The following is a 19,726-nucleotide window of genomic DNA, read 5'->3' as shown; positions in this document are numbered from 1 at the left end:
GGCCAGCCGGCCGCGAAGCGCGACGCCAACGCGCAACCGAAGGCATCGCAGCAGAAGGCCGCGAAGCCGCGCACGCAAGGCGGCGCCGGCGGCAGCGGCGGGCGCCCGGCGGGCGGCGGCAACAGCGCCCGCCCCGCGAGCGGCAACGCCGCGCACCCGAACCGCAACCGTTCGTCGCGCAGCGGCCAGCGCGGTCACTGAAGCCGCGCGGCCGCGCGCCGCAGGTGCTCGAGCTGGCGTTGCCAGCGTGCGAGCACCGCGGCGCGCTCCCCTTCCAGCGTGAACGTGACGCCTGTCGCGAGACGCGCATAACCGACCCGCTGCGCATCGCCGTGCGCGATCGTCGCAGCGAATCCGGCCAGTCCGCCGAAGTCGCCTTCGAGCGGCTCGATCCTCAATTGCGCCTGAAAGAACGCGCCGTCCGCGACGAGCGTCAACGCGGCCGCGCGCCGTTGCGCGATCGCGCGCGCCGCACGCGATTGCGGCCATAGCGCCAGCAGCAGCGTGCGCGCGTCGTGCGCATAGATCTCGCCGACGCCGAGCAGCGTCGTGCGCAACTGGCCGTCGTCGGTCGCGACGATCAGCGATGCGGCGATATCGGCATGACGCTCGAGCGCGGTGCCGTCGAACAGCGATACGACGGCCGGCGGCCACGCATCGAACGTCCATTGTTCGAGCGCGTGGCGATGGGTATCGGTCATGATGGCGTGGCCCTGGTGCAGATCGGATGACGATGCGGCAGCATACGCCCGACGGGCCGCGTCGCGGCGATCAGCGCAGGAATACGTGCCGCGTGATCTTCGTGAGCGGATAGTGGACGCCCGGCTGGATCTTCGCGGGCAGGTCGAGCGGCTTGAGCAGCATCTTCACGCACATGTCGGCCGACAGGTTGCGCCGCACCAGCGAACTGATGCGCGCGACGCGCTCGCGGTTGTATTGGCTGTCGCCGACGCGATCCGGATAACGAACCGCGAACACGTGGCGCAGCGCGATCTCGGAATCCTCGTTCTTGATTTCCATCACGCGGCGCGCCAGCGCGCCGAGCACCGCGAGCCGGCCATTGCCTTCGAGCTTGTTGTACTTCTTGAAGAATTTGAAGAAGTGCTTGTAGTGGCGCACTTCGTCCGTGCGGATGTTGTCGGTGATTTCCTTCAGCACGGGCTCGTCGGAGCATTCGTTGATCGCGCGATAGAGCGTGGCCGTGCCCGTCTCGACGACGCAGCGCGCGACCATCTCGAGCGCGCGGGTCTTCTCGAATGCCTCGACCTTGCAGGTCTTCGAATACTCGGCGAAGAAATTCGCGAATGCGGTATCCCAGTCGAACTCGGGCCACACGTGCGCGATGTACGCCTTCAGCGCGCGGCCGTGCTGCAATTCTTCGTGCTCCCATGCATTGTTGAGCCACGCGGATACTTCAGGATCGTCGTTGAAGAATTCGCTCAGATTGCTCGTATAGAGATCCGAGCCGCTTTCGATGAACGACGACGCGCACAGCAGCAGCAACAGATCCTCGTTCGCGGCGGCACGCTGACGATCGATCCGGTTCAGGTCGATGTCCTCGATTCGCCACGGCATGACATGCGTCGTTTTGGTGTCCATGGTGGTGCGCTCCCAGTCGTCGCGCGGGGGCCGGCCCATGCCTTCGGCACAGGCGCCGACCGTCCCGCAGGCGGCGTTTTACTTGCGTTTATAGTGACTTGGTCCGGCCGAACCATCCTGGCATCTTAGCCGGACTTTGACGTTCGTGCTCCAAAGCACTGACCATGGCCGACAAGCGCAGTTCCACGGCGTCTGTTGCCGTTCGTTAGACGAGTCCTTCGAACCGCTTGCAGCCGTTCAATGGTACGAGCCCGCACCAAACGAAACGGGCGGCCGTTCGGCCGCCCGTCGAGCGCATGAAATGGAGGCGAACCGTCAGAAGCCGGCCGCCAGACCGTCGCGCCGGCTGTCGCTCGCGGCCACGTAGCCGCGCTCGCGATCGTCGCGGTCGAGACGCCAGATGAACTGCCCCGAACCGAAATCCATGTAAGGATCGTCGATCGACTTGATCGTGTGGCCGCGTGCGGCCAGCGCGTCGACCGTCGCGCGATTCATCGTCGCTTCGACGTCGAGCGTGAAGTCGCGGTTGACCTTCCAGCGCGGCGCATCGCATGCGGCCTGCGGCTGCTGCCCATGGCCGAGCATCCGCACGATAGTCTGCAGGTGGCCCTGCGGCTGCATGTCGCCGCCCATCACGCCGAAGCTCATCACGGCCTCGGTGCGGCCGTCGACCTGCTCGGTCACGAACGCCGGGATGATCGTGTGGAACGGCCGCTTGCCGCCCGCGACGACGTTCGGCGAAGCCGGATCCATCGAGAAGCCGTGCCCGCGATTCTGCAGCGCAATGCCGGTGCCCGGCACCACGAGCCCCGAGCCGAAGCCCATGTAGTTCGACTGGATGAAGCTCACCATCATCCCGCGCTCGTCGGCCGCCGACAGGTAGATCGTTCCGCCCGAATGCGGCCGGCCGGCGCCGAAGTGCGTCGCGCGCGCGGGATCGATCTGCTTCGCGCGTTCGGCGAGATACGCATCGTCGAGCATCTGCTCGGGCGTGACTTCCATCGCGCGCGGATCGGCGACGTAGCGATAGACGTCCGCGAATGCGAGCTTCATCGCCTCGATCTGCAGATGCTGCGAGTCGACCGAATCGAGCGGCCAATCGGTCAGGCCCGCATGCTCGGCGATCCCGAGCGCGATCAGCGCGGCGATGCCCTGCCCGTTCGGCGGGATCTCGTGAATCGTGTGACGGCCGAAGCGCTTGCCGATCGGCTCGACCCATTCCGGCCGGTATGCACGCAGGTCGGCTTCGGTCAGCGCGCCGCCGCCTTCGCGGGCGAACGCGGCGATGCGCTCGGCGAGCGCGCCTTCATAGAACGCACGGGCGCCGTCCTTCGCGAGCGTGCGCAGGGTCTGCGCATGGCCCGGCAGGCACACGCGTTCGCCGACGAGCGGCGCACGGCCGCGCGGCATGAAGGTCTCCGCGAAGCCCGGCAGCCCTTGCAGCGCAGGCACGGCCGCCGCCCACTTGTGCGCGACGATCGGCGGCACCGCGTAACCGCGCTCCGCGATCTCGATCGCCGGCTCGAGCAGGTCCGCGAACGGCAGCGAGCCGAACTTCGCGTGCAGCGCTTCCCAGCCCGCGATCACGCCCGGCACGGTGACGGTATCCCAGCCGCGCGTCGGCTTGTTCGCGATGCCGTGCGCATCCTCGCCGTGGCGCTTGCGGAAATAGTCGACGTTCCACGCGGCCGGCGCGACGCCCGACGCGTTGAGCCCGGACAGCCGCTCGCCGTCCCATACGAGCGCGAACGCGTCGCCGCCGAGCCCGCACGACACGGGCTCGACGACGGTAATCGCGGCGGCGGCGGCCAGTGCCGCGTCGACCGCGTTGCCGCCTTTCCACAGCATCCGCAGACCGGCCTGCGCGGCGAGCGGGTGCGACGTCGACACGACGTTGCGCGCGAATACCGGGATGCGGGTCGTCGGATACGGGTTGTGCCAGTTGAAGCCAGTCATCGGTGCCACCTCGTCGAAAGCTGAAGGAACGCGTGCCCGCGTACGCGGGCAGTCCGCCATTGCAGCGCGATCAGCGCAATCGCACAAATTCATTTGTCACATGAATCCATGCTGTTTCCGCATGAATTACAGACGTCCGTGCCGGCCAGGCCGGCCGAACGCCGTTGCCGCCCTTACAATACCCGCTCCGTCTCACGACACGACCATCGAGCCATGACCCGAGATCCCCGCCTCACCCTGAACGCGCGCCAGCAGGAACTGCTCGAATGGGTGCAGCGCGACGGCTTCGTGACCGTCGACGATCTCGCCGCGCACTTCGCGGTGACGCCGCAGACGATCCGCCGCGACGTGAACTGGCTCGCCGACCTGAACCTGCTGCGCCGCTACCACGGCGGCGCGAGCCTGCCGACCAGCTCGGAGAACGTGTCGTACACGGCGCGCCAGCGGATGTTCCATGACGAGAAGCGGCGCATCGCGGCGCTCGCGGCATCGCACATTCCCGACCAGGCGTCGCTGTTCATCAACCTCGGCACGACGACCGAGGAAGTCGCGCGCGCGCTGAACCGCCACCACGGGCTGCACGTGATCACGAACAACCTGAACGTCGCGTCGATGATGAGCGGCTACCCCGACTGCGAGGTGCTGATCACGGGCGGCATCGTGCGGCCGTGGGACAAGGGCATCGTCGGCGAGCTCGCGATCGACTTCATCCGCCAGTTCAAGGTCGACTACGCGATCATCGGCACGTCGGCGATCGAGGCCGACGGCACGCTGCGCGATTTCGACACGCGCGAGGTGCGCGTCGCCGAGGCGATCATGCAGCACGCGCGCACGGTCTACCTCGTGACCGACCATTCGAAGGTCGGCCGCCCGGCGCTGGTGCGCCAGGGCCACCTGAGCCAGGTGCATGCGCTTTTCACCGACAAGCCGCTGCCGCCCGAGATGGCCGACACGGTGGCCGCCGCCGGCACCCAGGTGTACGTCGCGGAATGACGCTTGCGAGGGCGCCAGCGATGCTGCACCGCACCCGAAACTTCAAGTGAAATCAAGAAGTTGGCGCCGCGAGCGGACCGCTTGCGACGCATTCTCCTGTCAAACGGAAAATTAACGGGGCACGATTTGTCGTTGCCTGCGCGCTCGACTAGACTCCAGTTCCCCGGTCCGTTTGCCCGACCGCCTGTGCCAGGGCGTGAGCGAACTTCAGGGCCGGCGAATACAGCTTTCCCCCCAAGCCATACCCCCCGGGGTATCGTGCGTCGGCGTTTGCGCCGGCCGCGCGGGCAGACCGGATGCCATGGAGAGAACGATGCTGAGTCCGCATGAATTCGCCACGCTATTGCTTGTGAAGGACGCGCCTGACCAGCGCGACATGGATCGGGATGAACTGGACATCCTGCTCGAACAGCAGCTCGTCCGCCTGGAAGGGCTCGGCTCGGGGCGCAAATACTGCGTGACCGAAACCGGCGACGCCGCGCTTCGATCGATCAAATACCGCTATTCGTGAAAAAACCGCTGTTCCTGACCTGACCGCGCGGCCGGATTTCCGGCCGCACGGTCGTTTCCGCTTCCCCGCCGGTTCGCCTCACCCGGCCGCAGCCGGCTTCAGCCGCCGCGCAGCGTCGGATCGACCGCCGCCCGCCAGCTGATCGCCTGCGCGCGCGCACCGTTGAAATACGCGATCCAGCCGGCGCGCGCCGCCGCGTCGGGCGCCGCATAGTGCGTCGAAAGTTCGTTTACGAACGTGCAATAGTTCGCTTCGGTCAGCCCACGATACCGTTTCGCCACGTACGCGTCGTACAGCGTCGAGTAGACCGGCTGCGCATCCGCGCCCCATTCGCGCGCGGTGCCGCCGCACGATGTCTGCAGGTCGGCGAACGACGGCGCCCGCCAGTTGCCGGCAAGCGGCGGCGTGCCGGCGCTGCACCCCGCCAGAAGGACGGCGCATAAGCCGGCCCACATCCCAATACGCATGATTCACCTCGCGAAACGGTCGATTCCGCCAGTATCGTCCGGGATCGCGCTGCGCGCTACTGGCCCCGCTTTTTCGAACTTTACTTTTTCGATTTCGTTCGTTAAATTTCGAATTCGAACATTTCGTGTTCGCCCATTTCCATCAGACGATAAGGACAGCAGGTGACCCAACCGAATCGCTACGATCTGCTCGTCGTCGGCGGCGGCATCAACGGCGCGGGGATCGCGCGCGATGCGGCCGGCCGCGGCCTGTCGGTCATGCTCTGCGAGCAGGACGATCTCGCGTCGCACACGTCGTCGTCCAGCACGAAGCTGATTCACGGCGGCCTGCGTTATCTCGAGTACAACGAGTTCGGGCTCGTGCGCAAGGCGCTGCAGGAGCGCGAGACGCTGCTGCGCGCGGCGCCGCACATCATGTGGCCGCTGCGCTTCGTGATGCCGCACATGCCGAACCTGCGTCCGGCCTGGCTGATCCGCATCGGCCTGTTCCTCTACGATCACCTCGCGAAACGCGAACTGCTGCCCGGCTCGCGCGGCATCGACATGCGCCGCCATGCGGCCGGCGCGCCGCTGATCGACTCGATCAAGCGCGGCTTCGTGTATTCGGACGGCTGGGTCGACGACGCGCGCCTCGTCGTGCTGAACGCGATGGATGCGAAGGAGCGCGGCGCCGAGATCCTGACGCGCACGAAGCTGGTATCCGCCGAACGCCGCGGCGACGAATGGGAAGCGCGGCTGCAGCACGCCGACGGTTCGATCCGCGTCGTGCATGCGCGCGCGATCGCGAACGCCGCCGGCCCGTGGGTCGGCGACGTGCTGCACGGCGCGCTCGGCCGCGGCGCGCAACACAGCGTGCGGCTCGTGAAGGGCAGCCACATCATCACGCGCCGCCTGTTCGATCACGATCACGCATACATCTTCCAGAACCCGGACAAGCGGATCATCTTCGCGATTCCGTACGAACACGACTTCACGCTGATCGGCACGACCGACGTCGAATACACGAACGATCCCGCGAAGGTCGCGATCGATCGCGACGAAACGCAGTACCTGTGCGATTCGATCAACCGCTACTTCAAACGCAAGATCTCGCCGGCCGACGTGCACTGGACCTATTCGGGCGTGCGCCCGCTGCTGGAAGACGAGAACGCGGCGAACGCATCGGCCGTCACGCGCGACTACCGCCTCGAGCTGGACGACGGTGCCGGCGCACCGCTGCTGTCGGTATTCGGCGGCAAGATCACGACGTTCCGCAAGCTCGCGGAAGAAGCCGGCGACATGCTGTGCCGCGCGCTCGGCAGCGACGCGAAAACCTGGACGGCCGGCGTCGCGTTGCCGGGCGGCGACATCGCGAACGCGAAGTTCGACGCATTCGCCGACACGTTCGCGAAACGTCATCCGTGGCTGCCCGCCGCGCTCGCCCGCCGTTATGCGCGCGCCTACGGCACGCGCGCGGAGCGCGTGGTCGACGGCGCGCAGTCGCTCGCCGATCTCGGCACCGAAATCGCGCCGGGCATCCACGACGCCGAACTGCGCTACCTGCGCGATGCCGAATGGGCGACCTGCGCGCAGGACGTGCTGTGGCGCCGCTCGAAGCTCGGCCTGCACGTCGCGCCGGGCACGCTCGATGCCGTGACGGCCGCGGTCGACGCGTGGTTCGCCGCCGCGCACGCGCCGCACGCGTGATTCGAATGCAGTTGCAGTTGTCTTACCGACGTTGACTCACCGACGCGCCGCGCACCATGCGGCGCGCATCACAACTAAGCCAATCCACGGATGGAGATGAGAGACATGCAGGACCAGTACATCCTCGCGCTTGACCAGGGCACCACGAGTTCCCGCGCGATGCTGTTCGATCGCCAGGGCAATATCGTGTCGATCGCCCAGAAGGAATTCGAACAGATCTACCCGCAACCCGGCTGGGTCGAGCACGACCCTCAGGAAATCTGGTCGACGCAAGCCGGCGTCGCCGCGGAAGCCGTCACGCGCACGGGCCTGAACGGCACGTCGATCGCGGCGATCGGCATCACCAACCAGCGCGAAACCACGATCGTCTGGGATCGCGAGACGGGCCAGCCCGTCTACAACGCGATCGTCTGGCAGGATCGCCGCACGGCCGACTTCTGCGACTCGCTGAAGAAGCAGGGTCTCGAAGCGAAGGTGCGCGCGAAGACCGGCCTGCCGATCGATTCGTACTTCTCCGCGACGAAGATCCGCTGGATCCTCGACAACGTGCCGGGCGCGCGCGACAAGGCACGCCAGGGCAAGCTCGCGTTCGGCACCGTCGACAGCTGGCTCGTGTGGAACTTCACGAAGCACGAACTGCACGTGACCGACGTGACGAACGCATCGCGCACGATGCTGTTCAACATCCATACGCGCGAGTGGGACAGCGAGCTGCTCGAACTGCTCGACATCCCGCGCAGCATGCTGCCGGAAGTGAAGGCGTCGTCGGAAATCTACGGCCATACGAAAACCACCGTATTCGCGTCGAAGATCCCGCTCGCGGGCATCGCCGGCGACCAGCACGCGGCGCTGTTCGGCCAGATGTGCACGACGTCGGGCATGGTGAAGAACACCTACGGCACCGGCTGCTTCCTGATGATGAACACCGGCGACAAGCCGATCGAGTCGAAGAACAACCTCGTCACGACGATCGCATGGCAGATCGGCGACGACGTGCAGTACGCGCTCGAAGGCAGCATCTTCATCGCGGGCGCGGTCGTGCAGTGGCTGCGCGACGGCGTCGGCATCATCAAGACGGCCGCTGAAATCGAAGCGCTCGCCGCGAGCGTGCCGCACACCGACGGCGTCTATCTCGTGCCAGCGTTCGCCGGCCTCGGCGCACCGCACTGGAACGCGCGGGCGCGCGGCTCGGTGTTCGGCGTCACGCGCGGCACGACGGCCGCGCACCTCGCGCGGGCGGCGCTCGATTCGATCGCGTACCAGTCGCTCGACGTGCTGGCCGCGATGGAAGCCGATTCGGGCATCAGCATCGGCGAACTGCGCGTCGACGGCGGCGCGAGCGCGAACGACCTGCTGATGCAGTTCCAGGCCGACCTGCTCGGCGTCGACGCGGTGCGTCCGCAGATCACCGAGACGACCGCACTCGGCGCGGCCTACCTCGCGGGCCTCGCGATCGGCTACTGGAAGAACCTCGACGAAGTGCGCGACCAGTGGCAGCTCGACCGCCGCTTCTCGCCGTCGATGCCGAAGGAGCAGGTCGAACGCTGCATGGCCGGCTGGCAGCGTGCGGTGCGCGCCGCGAAGGCGTGGGCCGACGATACCCAGTAATCGTCAGCCATCCGTACGAAATACAACAACACCGGCGGACCGCGCAGCGCGCGAGTCCGCCGCGACATACGAGAGACAATCATGTCACCTTATATTGCAGAATTCATCGGCACAGCGATCCTCGTGCTGCTCGGCAACGGCGCGGTCGCGAACGTGCTGCTTGCGAAGACCAAGGGCAAGGGCGCGGACCTGATCGTGATCGTGTGGGGCTGGGCGATGGCCGTATTCGTCGCCGTCTACGTGACCGCATCGTTCAGCGGCGCGCACCTGAACCCGATCGTGACGATCAGCCTCGCGCTCGCGGGCAAGTTCGCGTGGTCGAAAGTCGGCGGCTACATCCTCGCGCAGATGCTCGGCGGGATGGCCGGCGCACTGCTCGTGTGGCTCGCGTATCGCCAGCACTTCGCGAAGGAAGCCGATGCGGACCTGAAGCTCGCGGTGTTCTGCACGGCGCCCGCGATCCGCAGCGTCCGGCACAACGTGCTGACCGAGGCGATCTGCACGTTCGTGCTGATCCTCGGCGTGCTGTATCTCGCGTCGCCGCAAGTCGGCCTCGGCGCGCTCGACGCGCTGCCCGTCGGCCTGCTCGTGCTCGGCATCGGCATCTCGCTCGGCGGCCCGACCGGCTATGCGATGAGCCCCGCGCGCGACCTCGCGCCGCGCCTCATGCATGCGCTGCTGCCGATTCCCGGCAAGCGCGACAGCGACTGGCGCTATGCATGGATTCCGGTGGTCGGCCCGCTGATCGGCGGCTCGCTCGCTGCCGTGCTCTATCTGCAACTGCACGTGCCGCACTGACGCGGCCCGTCGCATCGGCGAAGCAACACAGCCCGCGTGCCGGAAGGCCGCGGGCTGTTTTTCATCGGGCGTTGCGCCCACCCGCCTACGCGCCGGCTGTCGGCAACAGCGACTTCAGTTTCACGTTCGCATCGGCGACCATCGCGGGCACCACCACGGCACCGCATTCGACCAGCGTCCTCGCCAGTTTCATCTCCTTGACGAATCCGGACGCGCGGCCGAAGCCGCTCGCCGCGACGAGCCGTCCGCCACCATCGAAATGGAAATGGATTTCGGCGTCGCCATCGAGCCTGCGCGCGATCGCCAGCTCGCCGAGCGCCGGCTCCCCGGCCACCTGCAACTGCGCGTCGTACTGATCCGACCAGAACCACGGCATGTCGCGATACGGTTCGTCGGCGCCGAGCATGTTGCGCGCGGCGGCGCGCGCCTGGGTCTCGGCGCCGTGCCACGTCTCCTGCCGGACCGGTCGCCCCGACAACGCACTCGGAAACACCGCGACGTCGCCGGCCGCATGGATGCCGCGCGCCGACGTCTCGAGCCGCGCGTTCACGACGATGCCGCGATCGACCGCGAGGCCCGCGTCGCGCGCCAGCTCGTCCGCCGGTTCGATGCCGATGCCGGCCACGACCGTATCGGCGATCAGCGTGGCGCCGTCGTCGAGCGCGACGGCCAACGCGCCGCCCGGGGTCCGCTCGATCGCAACGGGTTTCCGGTTCACGCGGATCGCCACGCCCTGCTCCTCGTGAAGCGCGTGCACGCGCGCGGCGATCGACTCTGGCACCGCGCGCCCGAGCAGGCGCGGCGCCGCGTCGAGCACGGTCACGCGACAGCCGCGCAGCCGCGCCGACGCCGCGACTTCGAGACCGATGAAGCCGCCGCCGATCATCACGATCCGCGCGCCGGGCACGAGCCGCGCACCGAGTGCCGCCGCGTCGTCGAGCGTGCGCAATGCAAACACGCCGTCGAGCGCCGCGCCCGGAATCGCGAGGCGGCGCGCGCGAGCGCCGGTCGCGAGCAGCAGCGCGTCGTAGCCGAACACCCGACCGCCGGATACGCGCACTTCGCGTGCGTGCGGATCGATGCGCTCGACCGTCGCGACGACCGGCTCGATACCGTCGGCCGCCCATGCGTCCGGATCGCGCAACCGGCACTGCGCCGCGCTGCGCTCGCCCGTCAGCACGCCCTTCGACAACGGCGGCCGCTCGTACGGCAGGTGCGACTCCGCGCCGATCAGCACGATGCGCCCGCGCCAGCCGGACTCGCGCAGCACCTGCGCCGCGCGGCCGCCCGCATGGCCCGCGCCGACGATCGCCATCACACGGTGGTTCGTCATCTCATCACACCTCGATCAGGACGCGGCCGCCCTCGATCTTCGCGCGGTAGGTGCGCAGCTTCTCGCATGCGGGCGCGGACAGCGGCCGGCCGTCGCGCACGTCGAAGCGGCCGTTGTGCTTCGGGCATTCGATCACATGGCCCATCACGAGCCCGTCCGCGAGATGCACGCGCTCGTGCGTGCACAGGCCGTCGCTCGCATAAACCTCGCCGTCGATGCGGTAGATCGCGTACGTGCGGCCCGCGTGATCGAAGCGCGCGACGTCTTCATCGTCGATGTCGTCGAGCGCGCCGGTGTCGATCCATTGCGTCATGATGCGTATCTCCTTGATTAGGGTGTTCGATGTCGGTCACATGCGCGCCGCGTCCGGCACGGGCCGCACGACGTAATGGGACGGGTCCCGCGTCTGCCGGACCAGCGCCGGCACGATCTCCGCATACGCGACGAGCGTGCTGCGGTACGGCGGCGGCATGTCGGCCTTCACGGCCTCGTGCAGCTTCGGCAGCGCGTGGAACGGCACCATCGGGAACATGTGGTGCTCGACGTGGTAGTTCATGTTCCAGTACAGGAAGCGGAACACCGGATTCATCATCACGGTGCGGCAATTGCGCCGGTGATCGAGCACGTTCTCGGGCATGCCCGCGTGCTGCGTGAGGCCGAAGTACAGGTACAGCCACGCGCCGTAGAGGCTCGGCAAGCCGATGTAGAGCAGCGGCAGGAGCGTGTGCCGGTACAGCGACGCACCGGCCACGAGCGCATAGACCGCCAGATGGATGCGCGCCTCGCGCACGACCTTCGGCCATTCCGATTCGGGCACGTAGGTGCGCTCCTCGTCGTCGAGCCGACCGGTAAACGCGGCCGCGATCATCTTGCGCAGCTCGCCGGCCACATGCTTCAGCGCGACGACGTTCAGCGCGAGTGCGAGCCAGTCGGTCGGCTTCGGCGCGGCGATTTCCGGATCGCGCCCGGCGACCAGCGTGTCGGTGTGATGGCGCGCATGGCTCCAGCGCCACGCCGTCGCGCGGCGAAACACCTGGAACGACGCGACCTGGTACAGCGCGTCGTTCATCCAGCGCGTGCGAAACGCGGTGCCGTGCCCGCATTCGTGCCAGCGCGAATCGGCCGGGCTGCAATAGAGCGTGCCGTACACGAAGAACGCGGGGATCGCCCACGCCGAATGCGCGCGCCAGGCAAGCCACGCGAGCACGCCGCTGGCCGCGATCGCCGCGTACCAGATCAGCGTGTCGCGGATCGCACGCGCGTCGCCGCGCTGCATCAACTGCTTCATCAGCGGCCGCGGCACCGCGCACCGGTACCACTCGGCGTTGACGAGCCCCGCCGCGTGCGCACGCTCGCCGGCGCCGCCGATCAGTCGGTATTCCTGACGGCGCGCCGCCGTGCGATCGCGCGCCTGGTCGTCGATATGAGCCACTCGTGTCTCCTGGTTTGCTTGTGCGTGGGAAGCGCGGCAAGCGCTTCTGCATGGAACCAAAATTAGGCGACGGGCCGCCCCCGCTCAATCGAAACGTTGACGAAATTTCGCCATCGTTTTAGCGTTCCCGACAGCGCCACGCACCCGATGATGGCGACCACGACGATGGAGACGACCATGGCAGGTGAATCCGGGCCGCGCTGGCGCAAGCGCACCGCGCGCTTCGACGAGATCGCGGCGCTCGCCGGCGTCAGCACGACCACCGTCGACCGCGTGCTGAACGAGCGCGGCAGCGTGTCGGCGCAGGCGCGCGAGCGCGTGGTCGCGGCGGCGCGGCAGCTCGGCGTGCCGCGGCAGCTGCCCGACACGCGGCACGGGCTGATACACGTCGACGTGCTGCTGCCGGACACCGACGCGCCGTTCTTCCGGCGGCTGCAGCAGGCGCTGCAGCGCTCGCTGCAGATGCTCGACCGGCGCGTGGTCGTGCACCGGACGATCCTGCCCGCCGCGGACGACGAACGCGCCGCCGCGCTGATCGAACGGCCCGCATACCGGCGCGCGGCGCTGATCGTCACGGCACGCGACACCGCCCGCGTGCGCGATGCGCTGGCCGGCGCGATCGCGCGCGGCGAAACCGTCGTCACGATGGTCACCGACATCGGCGGCATCGATCGCGTGCACTACGCGGGCATCGACAACTACCGCGCCGGGCGCACGGCCGGCTACTACGTCGGCCGCCTGGCGGCACGCCCCGGCCGCGTGCTGCTGCTCGGCGGCCGCATGGGCTACCGCGCGCACGTCGACCGGATGGCCGGCTGCCGCGACCAGCTCGCCGACGCGTTCCCCGCGCTGCGCTGCGCCGGCGAGCCGGTCGAGACGCTCGACCAGGACGACCGCTGCTACCGCGCGGTGACGAAGGCACTCCAGGCGCACGACGACGTGGTCGCGATCTACAACAGCGGAGCCGGCTCGGCCGGCATCGAAGCGGCGCTGCGCAAGGCCGGTGCGACCGGGCGCGTGGTCTGGATCGGGCACGAGATGCTCGACGAGCACCGCACCTTCATCGACGCCGGCGCGATGGATCTCGCGATCGACCAGGATCCGGACGGACAGGCGATTTCCGCGCTGCAGCACGTGCTGCATGCGTGCGGGATCGTCGAACAGCCGCCGCCGGGCGACCCGGTCGAATTCCGCGTGTTCTGTGCGGCGAACGTGAGGACGAGCGCCTACCTGCAGCCCTGAATGTCGCCGCGCATCGCGGCGCATGCGCGTGCCGAAAAAAATCGACCGGCGCATTGGCGATTTTTCGTCAATGTTTGTCATGCAGCCCGCGCGGCGCATCCGTACATTGGACAGCCATCCCCAGCACAACAATGGACAGGAGACGATGGCTGAACCGATCCTCATCGGCGTGAACCTCGACGGCGTGCTCGAACACGACGGCCTGCCGTTGCCCGCGCCTGCCGAACGTTTCCGGATGGTCGCCAACGCCGGCGTGTTCGACTACGTCGAAAAGAACCCGGCGCGCGGCGAAGATCTGTCGCCGTATTTCGCGCTGGTCGAACGCCACGCGCTGCCGATTCGCGTGATCGGCGGCATCTGGTGCGCGGGCCGCGACGAAGCGCATGCCGCCGAAATCGTCGATGCCGGCGCGCGGTTCGGCAGCACGGTGCTCAACTGCCAGCTGTACGCGCATCACGCGGACGGCCATCCGCTGTCGGACCGCGAAGTCGCCGATTTCTACCTGCGTACCTACGAACGCGGCGAGCCGGACGGCTGCCTGCCGAGCCTCGAAGTGCACGTCGACATGTGGAGCGAGGACTTCACGCGCGTCGCGCGGGTCGCGCAGCATGTCGAGCAGGCCGGTGCGCCGTTCCGGATCACGCTCGATCATTCGCACCTGCTGTTCAAGATCGGCAATCGTGTCGAACTCGACGCATCGGGCATTCGCGAACGGGTCGACAGCGGCAGCCTCGTGCTCGACCCCGCATCGCCGGCCGCCATCTACGCCGACTGGATCGCGCGCGGCTGGGTCCGGCATGCGCACGCGCGCAGCGTGATCCCGAACAATCCCGAGAACCGCTGGATGCGCCGCGCGGACGGCCGGCCCGGCCGCGGCATCCAGTATCCGTTCGTCGCGCCGGCACCGGGTGCCTGGCACGGCGAATGGCATGCGGCGGCGCTCGACACGTGGAAAACCGCGCTGCGCCAGTTGCTGCAATCGCAGGCTCACGCTCGGCCGGCGCGGCTCGAACAGATCAGTTGCGAGTTCATCCCGTTTCCCGACTACGGCGGCGGCGCACGCTATTCGATCTTCGACAACAACGTCGCGTGCGCGCACTGGCTGCGCGACACGTGGCACGCACTCGCCGCGCCGCCGGCAAACCCGCCGGCCGGCGGCACCGCTCGCACCGGCACCTGATCCGGACCCAGCCCCACTCGACACCCAAGGACAGAACGATGACGCAAGCATTCCACTTTTCGCTGAACCGGATGAGCGCGCCGCGCCTGCCGCTCGACCGCTATGTCGCGCTGTGCCGGCGCCTCGGCATCGACACGATCGAGATCCGCAACGATCTCGACGGCGTCGAGATCGCCGACGGCACGCCGGCCGCCGCCGTGCGCGCGACGGCCGAAGCCGGCGGCGTGACGATCCTGACGATCAACGCGCTGCAGCGCTTCGAGCAATGGAACGCCGAGCGCGCGGACGAAGCGACCGTGCTGGCCGACTACGCGGCGCAGTGCGGCGCGCGTGCGCTGGTGCTGTGCCCGACCAACAGCCGCGGCGACACGCGCGGCGCGGACGCGCGCCATGCGGATCTCGTGAAGGCGCTGAAGGCGCTCAAGCCGATCCTCGAAGCGCGCGGCCTGCTCGGCTACATCGAGCCGCTCGGCTTCGAGGAGTGCGCGCTGCGCCGCAAGTCCGACGCGGTGAAAGGCATTTACGACGCGGCCGGCGAACAGGTCTTCCGGCTCGTGCACGACACGTTCCACCATCATCTGTCGGGCGAGGACATCTTCTTCCCGAACCTGACGGGCCTCGTGCACATCTCGGGCGTCGACGAAGACGACCTGCCGGTCGACCGGATGCGCGACGGCCATCGCGTGCTGGTCGGCGGCGCCGACCGGCTCGGCAACATCCGGCAGTTGCGCGAACTGCTCGCGCGCGGCTACCGCGGCGCGTTCTCGTTCGAGCCGTTCGCGAACGAAATCGCCGAAGCCGACGACATCGAAGACCGGCTGCGCGCGAGCATCGACTACGTGCGGCGCGAACTGGCGGATCGCTGAGCGTCGCCGCGGTGCGCGGCCGGCGTGACGACCCGTACACGTGACGACGCGCGCGGCCATGCACTCGATGTGCGCGCCAGGCACGGGCCTGACAGGAAGAAGACAACGAACTCAAAGGAAGAGGAGAACAGAATGATCGAATTCGCTTTGTTCGGCGCGGGAAGAATCGGCAAGATCCATGCGGCGAATCTGACGCGCCATCCGGGCGCGAAGCTGAAGTATGTGGTCGACCGGCATGCGCCGTCGGCCGAAGCGCTGGCGCATGCGCACGGCGCGCAGGCCGCCGATATCGAGCGAGCGCTCGGCGATGCGGCCGTGCAGGCGGTCGTGATCGCGTCGAGCACCGACACGCATGCGGACCTGATCGTCGCGGCGGCGAACGCGGGCAAGGCCGTGTTCTGCGAGAAGCCGGTCGACCTGACCGTCGAGCGCTCGCGCGCATGCGCGGACGTCGTGCGGCGCACCGGCGTGACCTGCATGATCGGCTTCCAGCGCCGTTTCGACCCGACCTTCGCGGCGCTGAAGGCGCGTGTCGAACGCGGCGAGATCGGCGCACCGGAGATGCTGATCGTCACGAGTCGCGACCCGGGCGCGCCGCCCGTCGACTACATCCGCAGCTCGGGCGGCATCTTCAAGGACATGCTGATCCACGATTTCGACGTGTTCCGCTGGATTCTCGGCGACGAAGCGCAGACGCTGCACGCGACCGGCAGTTGCCTGACCGACCCTGCCGTGCTCGATGCCGGCGACATCGATTCGACCGCCGTGACGATCCGCACGCGGCGCGGGCTGCTGTGCCAGATCAACACGTCGCGGCGCGCGGCCTACGGCTACGACCAGCGCTTCGAGCTGCTCGGCAGCAACGGGATGATGCAGGCCGGCAACGTGCGACCGACCGAGGTGAGCGCGTGGCTGGCCGGCGGCATCGCGTCGGACGTGCCGGAGCCGTTCTTCCTCGAGCGCTACCGGCACGCGTATGCGGCCGAGATCGCGCACTTCGTCGACGCGCTGCGCGACGGCACGCCGGTCAGGACGACGATCGATGACGGGCTCGCCGCGCTCGAGCTGGCCGAGGCCGCGATGACGTCGTGGAAAACGGGGCGCGTGATCGAGATGTGACGCAAGCGATGGCGGCCCGTGCAAGCGGGCCGCCGCACGATCGGCAGCACACCTGCACGAAATGCGGCGACGGCACGGCCGCATCGGGCAGATTTGCCGAAACGTCGCGCGGCATGCGCGTGAAAGCACGTATGATGGCGAATCGATCGGCGTCGCCGATATCCCGCTTTTTCACCATCATGCTCGATCACCTCATCTGCGACTGCGACGGCGTGCTCGTCGACAGCGAAGTCATCGCCGACCGCGTGCTGCTCGACACGCTGACCGCCACCTTCCCGCACATCGATTTCGAAGCCGCCGCGAAGTCGGCGTTCGGCCAGCAGACGTCGCGTTTCCTCTCGGGGCTCGAATCCCGCTTCGGCGTCGAGATGCCCGCCGACTTCATCGAGACCATCGAGCACAACATCGAGATCGCGCTGGCGCAATCGCTCGCGCCGATCACCGGCGTGCGCGACGCGCTGCTGAAGGTCAGCCTGCCGGCCGCCGTCGTGTCGAACAGCCGGCTCGTGCGCGTGCGCAGCTCGCTGAAGCGCGCGTCGCTCACCGAGATCTTCGGCGAACGCGTGTTCAGTTCCGAGCAGGTATCGCGGCCCAAGCCCTACCCCGACGTCTACCTGCATGCGGCGCAAACGCTCGGCGTGGCGCCGGCGCGCTGCGTCGTCGTCGAGGACAGCGTATCGGGGTTGAATGCCGCGCGTGCGGCGGGGATGAAGACGATCGCGTTCGTCGGCGCAAGCCACATCCCCGACAACTACGCGGACGCGCTGCGCGCGATGGGCATCACGCGGATCATGCGCAGGATGGACGAACTGCCGGCGCTCGTCGAAGCCGGCATGCGCGGCGAATTCGGCGACGTGCAGTCCTGATTGTCATTCGGGCCGGCTCAGTCCGGCCCGGCGTGCGCCGGTTCTCGCACGCCATGCCACGGGCGCGCGAACGCGCCCGCTCCCTCCCCGCTCAGGCCGGCTCGCAGCAGCGCTCGCGCGCAGCGGCCAGCGCCTCGCGGAATTCGACGAGTTCCGCGATCGTCAGCATCGGCAGCCCGTGCCGTTGCGCGAAACGCTCGACGTCGTCGCCGCGCGTCATCGTGCCGTCCGGATTCATCAGCTCGCACAGCACGCCGGCCGGCTTCAGGCCCGCAAGGATCGACAGGTCGACCGTGCCTTCGGTATGACCGCGGCGCGCAAGCACGCCGCCCGGTTGCGCACGCAGCGGAAACACATGGCCGGGACGCACGATGTCGTGCGGCTTCGCACCGTCGGCGATCGCCGCGCGGATCGTCGTCACGCGGTCGGCCGCCGATACGCCCGTATGCACGCCTTCGCGCGCCTCGATCGATACGGTGAACGCGGTGCCGTTGCGGCTCTCGTTGGTCTGCACCATCGGCGGCAGTTCGAGCGTGCGCACCGTGTCGTCGGTCAGGCACAGGCACACGATGCCGCTGCACTCGCGAATCAGCAGCGCCATCGTCTCGGGTGTGATGCGCTCGGCGGCGACGATCAGGTCGGCCTCGTTCTCGCGGTCATGGTCGTCCTGCAGCACGACCGCGCGGCCCGCACGCATCGCTTCGAGCGCAGCGGCAATACGCGGCGGCACCGGTTCGGAATCCAGCAACGGGAGATCGGCAAAGGCGTCGGCGGGCGCCGACGAAACGGACATCAAGGACATGTGAAACGCTCCTCGCAAATACGATTTGGGCGAAAAACGTTTCAGGGCATTGCAAACAGACAGAACGACAACCCGCTTCGCACGCATCGCGAAGCGGCCCTGGCGGACATGACTATCTGCACATCTTCTCTCATCCGGACTGTGACCGTCGGCTCTGGCATTCGACCAGATCTGCTGACCCCGCGCGGTGGCGCGGGCGCTCGCGGGCTCGCCGGCTTACGCCAGCCTACCGCCGGTGGGGAATTTCGCCCCGCCCTGAAGACGCACTGATTGCCGGATGGGAACTGCCCATCATCGGCGGGCCAAGCATACAACAGCCGCGCGCGGCGCGCAGCCAACAACACCTAAAACCTTACTGACGACCCCGTCTAACGGCATCGTCCAGACGGCCGACGGCCGCGCTGCGCTCCCGCCCGAGACGGGGACGGCAACCGCTCCGTGCGGCCCGCACGATCAGCCGGCCGCGTGCGCCGCGTCGGGCACGAGCCAGCGCGGCGGCACCTCGGGGCTCACCGTCACGCGAAACGCGCGCGCTTCGCTGTCGCCCGGATTGCGCAGGCTGTACGGCTGGTCGGCATCGAACACGATCGCGTCGCCGGTCGCGAGCAACTGGCGGCGGTCGTGCACGCTGAGTTCGAGCGTACCCTCGCTGACGACGAGGTTGACCGTCGTGCCGGGCGCGCGGCGCGTGCCGGGCTCCGTATGCAGCGGCGCGATCCGCAGCTCGTGGAATTCGGCCGCGGCCGGCTCGCCTTCCGGGTACAGTGCGCGCGCCGAGAAACGGCCGTTCGAGCTGACGACACGCGACGCGCGCTCGGCCGCCAGGTGCTCGAAGCCGTTCACCGCATGGCGGCGCAGGAACGCGGCGACCGACACCTTCAGCGCCGCGGCGATCTTGCAGAGCACCTTGATCGACGGCACGCTGCGCGCCGACTCGATCTGCGCGAGCATCGCGCGCGACACGCCGGACAGCCGCGCGAGCGCATCGAGCGACAGTTGCCGTTCGGCGCGCAAGCGCGCGAGGTTCACGCCGACGACCTGTTCGAGGACATCGAGCGACGCGGCTGCCCGCGCTTCGGCGGCATTGCCGGACTCGAAGGAAGACACGTCGCGCACGAGCGCCAGGGATGAAGACATAGCATTGCCTCCGGGCCGCCGCGCGGCCCTGCGTATGGGGTAAGCCGGGATCGGAATCGGGTTGCGCCTGCAACGGCGCGTATCGAGACGCTATCACCCGGCCTTGCGCGGGCAAACGAAGTTATCTTCAC

At 68.2% G+C, this 19,726-nt stretch carries 19 protein-coding genes, 1 pseudogene and 1 riboswitch; of the genes and pseudogenes, 11 read left to right on the top strand and 9 right to left on the bottom strand.

What is annotated here, in order from left to right; translation table 11 throughout:
* A pseudogene (locus tag GD429_RS24695) lies at positions 1-201 on the top strand (RNA helicase); the annotation flags it as partial.
* Here the strand turns inward: GD429_RS24695 and GD429_RS24690 are convergent.
* The 3 genes from GD429_RS24690 to GD429_RS24680 form a co-directional block, all read right to left on the bottom strand.
* Positions 195-701, bottom strand: a complete 507-nt coding sequence (locus tag GD429_RS24690; RefSeq protein WP_152860753.1) for a hypothetical protein — start codon at positions 699-701, stop codon at positions 195-197. The pseudogene GD429_RS24695 and the gene GD429_RS24690 sit on opposite strands and share 7 nt — an antisense overlap.
* Positions 702-771: 70 nt before the next feature.
* On the bottom strand, positions 772-1,599 hold the full coding sequence (locus GD429_RS24685) for a ferritin-like domain-containing protein (RefSeq protein WP_152860750.1): 828 nt from the start codon (positions 1,597-1,599) through the stop codon (positions 772-774).
* A gap of 315 nt (positions 1,600-1,914) precedes the next feature.
* The gene (locus tag GD429_RS24680) at positions 1,915-3,555 is read right to left on the bottom strand and encodes a gamma-glutamyltransferase family protein (RefSeq protein ID WP_152860748.1); all 1,641 of its coding nucleotides are present in this window, start codon (positions 3,553-3,555) and stop codon (positions 1,915-1,917) included.
* A 213-nt stretch (positions 3,556-3,768) separates the two neighbouring features.
* Here GD429_RS24680 and GD429_RS24675 point away from each other — a divergent pair, with 213 nt between their 5' ends.
* On the top strand, positions 3,769-4,548 hold the full coding sequence (locus GD429_RS24675) for a DeoR/GlpR family DNA-binding transcription regulator (protein WP_006493999.1): 780 nt from the start codon (positions 3,769-3,771) through the stop codon (positions 4,546-4,548).
* Positions 4,549-4,861: 313 nt separating this feature from the next.
* Positions 4,862-5,059 carry a hypothetical protein gene (locus GD429_RS24665; protein WP_006477892.1) on the top strand — a complete coding sequence of 66 codons (198 nt, stop codon included), beginning with the start codon at positions 4,862-4,864 and terminating at the stop codon, positions 5,057-5,059.
* 98 nt (positions 5,060-5,157) lie between these two features.
* Here GD429_RS24665 and GD429_RS24660 read toward each other — a convergent pair whose 3' ends face one another.
* Positions 5,158-5,526: a hypothetical protein gene (locus tag GD429_RS24660; RefSeq protein ID WP_193727183.1), complete on the bottom strand. Its 369-nt coding sequence runs from the start codon at positions 5,524-5,526 to the stop codon at positions 5,158-5,160.
* 162 nt (positions 5,527-5,688) lie between these two features.
* Here GD429_RS24660 and glpD point away from each other — a divergent pair, with 162 nt between their 5' ends.
* The 3 genes from glpD (at position 5,689) to GD429_RS24645 (ending at position 9,618) form a co-directional block, all read left to right on the top strand.
* Positions 5,689-7,212, top strand: a complete 1,524-nt coding sequence (gene glpD, locus GD429_RS24655; RefSeq protein WP_321574843.1) for a glycerol-3-phosphate dehydrogenase — start codon at positions 5,689-5,691, stop codon at positions 7,210-7,212.
* Between the two features lie 105 nt (positions 7,213-7,317).
* Positions 7,318-8,820, top strand: coding sequence for a glycerol kinase GlpK (glpK, locus tag GD429_RS24650; protein ID WP_034178958.1), 1,503 nt, complete (start codon positions 7,318-7,320; stop codon positions 8,818-8,820).
* A gap of 81 nt (positions 8,821-8,901) precedes the next feature.
* On the top strand, positions 8,902-9,618 hold the full coding sequence (locus tag GD429_RS24645) for an MIP/aquaporin family protein (RefSeq protein ID WP_034178959.1): 717 nt from the start codon (positions 8,902-8,904) through the stop codon (positions 9,616-9,618).
* An 85-nt stretch (positions 9,619-9,703) separates the two neighbouring features.
* On the opposite strand, the gene GD429_RS24640 is transcribed toward GD429_RS24645, so the two are convergent.
* The 3 genes from GD429_RS24640 to GD429_RS24630 are packed head-to-tail and all read right to left on the bottom strand — an operon-like array spanning position 9,704 to position 12,383.
* On the bottom strand, positions 9,704-10,951 hold the full coding sequence (locus GD429_RS24640; protein WP_152860746.1) for an NAD(P)/FAD-dependent oxidoreductase: 1,248 nt from the start codon (positions 10,949-10,951) through the stop codon (positions 9,704-9,706).
* Between the two features lie 4 nt (positions 10,952-10,955).
* Positions 10,956-11,264, bottom strand: a complete 309-nt coding sequence (locus GD429_RS24635) for a non-heme iron oxygenase ferredoxin subunit (RefSeq protein WP_152860744.1) — start codon at positions 11,262-11,264, stop codon at positions 10,956-10,958.
* Positions 11,265-11,300: 36 nt separating this feature from the next.
* On the bottom strand, positions 11,301-12,383 hold the full coding sequence (locus tag GD429_RS24630; protein WP_321574841.1) for a fatty acid desaturase family protein: 1,083 nt from the start codon (positions 12,381-12,383) through the stop codon (positions 11,301-11,303).
* A gap of 177 nt (positions 12,384-12,560) precedes the next feature.
* Between GD429_RS24630 and GD429_RS24625 the strand changes: the two genes are divergently transcribed.
* The 5 genes from GD429_RS24625 (at position 12,561) to GD429_RS24605 (ending at position 17,656) form a co-directional block, all read left to right on the top strand.
* Positions 12,561-13,625 carry a LacI family DNA-binding transcriptional regulator gene (locus GD429_RS24625; protein WP_152860740.1) on the top strand — a complete coding sequence of 355 codons (1,065 nt, stop codon included), beginning with the start codon at positions 12,561-12,563 and terminating at the stop codon, positions 13,623-13,625.
* 145 nt (positions 13,626-13,770) lie between these two features.
* Positions 13,771-14,805, top strand: coding sequence for a xylose isomerase (locus tag GD429_RS24620; protein ID WP_152860738.1), 1,035 nt, complete (start codon positions 13,771-13,773; stop codon positions 14,803-14,805).
* 38 nt (positions 14,806-14,843) lie between these two features.
* Positions 14,844-15,671: a TIM barrel protein gene (locus tag GD429_RS24615; protein ID WP_152860736.1), complete on the top strand. Its 828-nt coding sequence runs from the start codon at positions 14,844-14,846 to the stop codon at positions 15,669-15,671.
* Between the two features lie 132 nt (positions 15,672-15,803).
* Positions 15,804-16,790 carry an inositol 2-dehydrogenase gene (gene iolG / locus GD429_RS24610; protein WP_152860734.1) on the top strand — a complete coding sequence of 329 codons (987 nt, stop codon included), beginning with the start codon at positions 15,804-15,806 and terminating at the stop codon, positions 16,788-16,790.
* A 179-nt stretch (positions 16,791-16,969) separates the two neighbouring features.
* A complete protein-coding gene (locus GD429_RS24605; RefSeq protein ID WP_152860732.1) occupies positions 16,970-17,656 on the top strand; it encodes an HAD family hydrolase in 687 nt (228 codons plus the stop codon).
* Positions 17,657-17,747: 91 nt separating this feature from the next.
* Here GD429_RS24605 and ribB read toward each other — a convergent pair whose 3' ends face one another.
* Both ribB and GD429_RS24595 read right to left on the bottom strand, forming a co-directional pair.
* Complete coding sequence (gene ribB / locus GD429_RS24600; RefSeq protein WP_152860730.1) at positions 17,748-18,458, bottom strand: 3,4-dihydroxy-2-butanone-4-phosphate synthase; 711 nt, start codon at positions 18,456-18,458, stop codon at positions 17,748-17,750.
* 118 nt (positions 18,459-18,576) lie between these two features.
* A riboswitch (FMN riboswitch) is annotated at positions 18,577-18,725 on the bottom strand.
* A gap of 186 nt (positions 18,726-18,911) precedes the next feature.
* Positions 18,912-19,595: a helix-turn-helix domain-containing protein gene (locus GD429_RS24595; RefSeq protein WP_152860728.1), complete on the bottom strand. Its 684-nt coding sequence runs from the start codon at positions 19,593-19,595 to the stop codon at positions 18,912-18,914.
* Positions 19,596-19,726 lie beyond the last annotated feature (131 nt).

The organism is Burkholderia sp. BE17, from assembly GCF_009362305.1.
Classification (GTDB): domain Bacteria; phylum Pseudomonadota; class Gammaproteobacteria; order Burkholderiales; family Burkholderiaceae; genus Burkholderia; species Burkholderia pyrrocinia_C.
Note: the sequence above shows the minus strand (reverse complement) of the source record. Positions and strands in the feature narration are given on the sequence as shown.

What these genes read in the sequence shown, in the direction of transcription:
- GD429_RS24690 (WP_152860753.1), bottom strand. Translation starts at nt 701, where the DNA reads ATGACCGATACCCATCGCCACGCGCTCGAACAATGGACGTTCGATGCG.
- GD429_RS24685 (WP_152860750.1), bottom strand. Translation starts at nt 1,599, where the DNA reads ATGGACACCAAAACGACGCATGTCATGCCGTGGCGAATCGAGGACATC.
- GD429_RS24680 (WP_152860748.1), bottom strand. Translation starts at nt 3,555, where the DNA reads ATGACTGGCTTCAACTGGCACAACCCGTATCCGACGACCCGCATCCCG.
- GD429_RS24675 (WP_006493999.1), top strand. Translation starts at nt 3,769, where the DNA reads ATGACCCGAGATCCCCGCCTCACCCTGAACGCGCGCCAGCAGGAACTG.
- GD429_RS24665 (WP_006477892.1), top strand. Translation starts at nt 4,862, where the DNA reads ATGCTGAGTCCGCATGAATTCGCCACGCTATTGCTTGTGAAGGACGCG.
- GD429_RS24660 (WP_193727183.1), bottom strand. Translation starts at nt 5,526, where the DNA reads ATGCGTATTGGGATGTGGGCCGGCTTATGCGCCGTCCTTCTGGCGGGG.
- glpK (WP_034178958.1), top strand. Translation starts at nt 7,318, where the DNA reads ATGCAGGACCAGTACATCCTCGCGCTTGACCAGGGCACCACGAGTTCC.
- GD429_RS24645 (WP_034178959.1), top strand. Translation starts at nt 8,902, where the DNA reads ATGTCACCTTATATTGCAGAATTCATCGGCACAGCGATCCTCGTGCTG.
- GD429_RS24640 (WP_152860746.1), bottom strand. Translation starts at nt 10,951, where the DNA reads ATGACGAACCACCGTGTGATGGCGATCGTCGGCGCGGGCCATGCGGGC.
- GD429_RS24635 (WP_152860744.1), bottom strand. Translation starts at nt 11,264, where the DNA reads ATGACGCAATGGATCGACACCGGCGCGCTCGACGACATCGACGATGAA.
- GD429_RS24625 (WP_152860740.1), top strand. Translation starts at nt 12,561, where the DNA reads ATGGCAGGTGAATCCGGGCCGCGCTGGCGCAAGCGCACCGCGCGCTTC.
- GD429_RS24620 (WP_152860738.1), top strand. Translation starts at nt 13,771, where the DNA reads ATGGCTGAACCGATCCTCATCGGCGTGAACCTCGACGGCGTGCTCGAA.
- GD429_RS24615 (WP_152860736.1), top strand. Translation starts at nt 14,844, where the DNA reads ATGACGCAAGCATTCCACTTTTCGCTGAACCGGATGAGCGCGCCGCGC.
- iolG (WP_152860734.1), top strand. Translation starts at nt 15,804, where the DNA reads ATGATCGAATTCGCTTTGTTCGGCGCGGGAAGAATCGGCAAGATCCAT.
- GD429_RS24605 (WP_152860732.1), top strand. Translation starts at nt 16,970, where the DNA reads ATGCTCGATCACCTCATCTGCGACTGCGACGGCGTGCTCGTCGACAGC.
- ribB (WP_152860730.1), bottom strand. Translation starts at nt 18,458, where the DNA reads ATGTCCTTGATGTCCGTTTCGTCGGCGCCCGCCGACGCCTTTGCCGAT.
- GD429_RS24595 (WP_152860728.1), bottom strand. Translation starts at nt 19,595, where the DNA reads ATGTCTTCATCCCTGGCGCTCGTGCGCGACGTGTCTTCCTTCGAGTCC.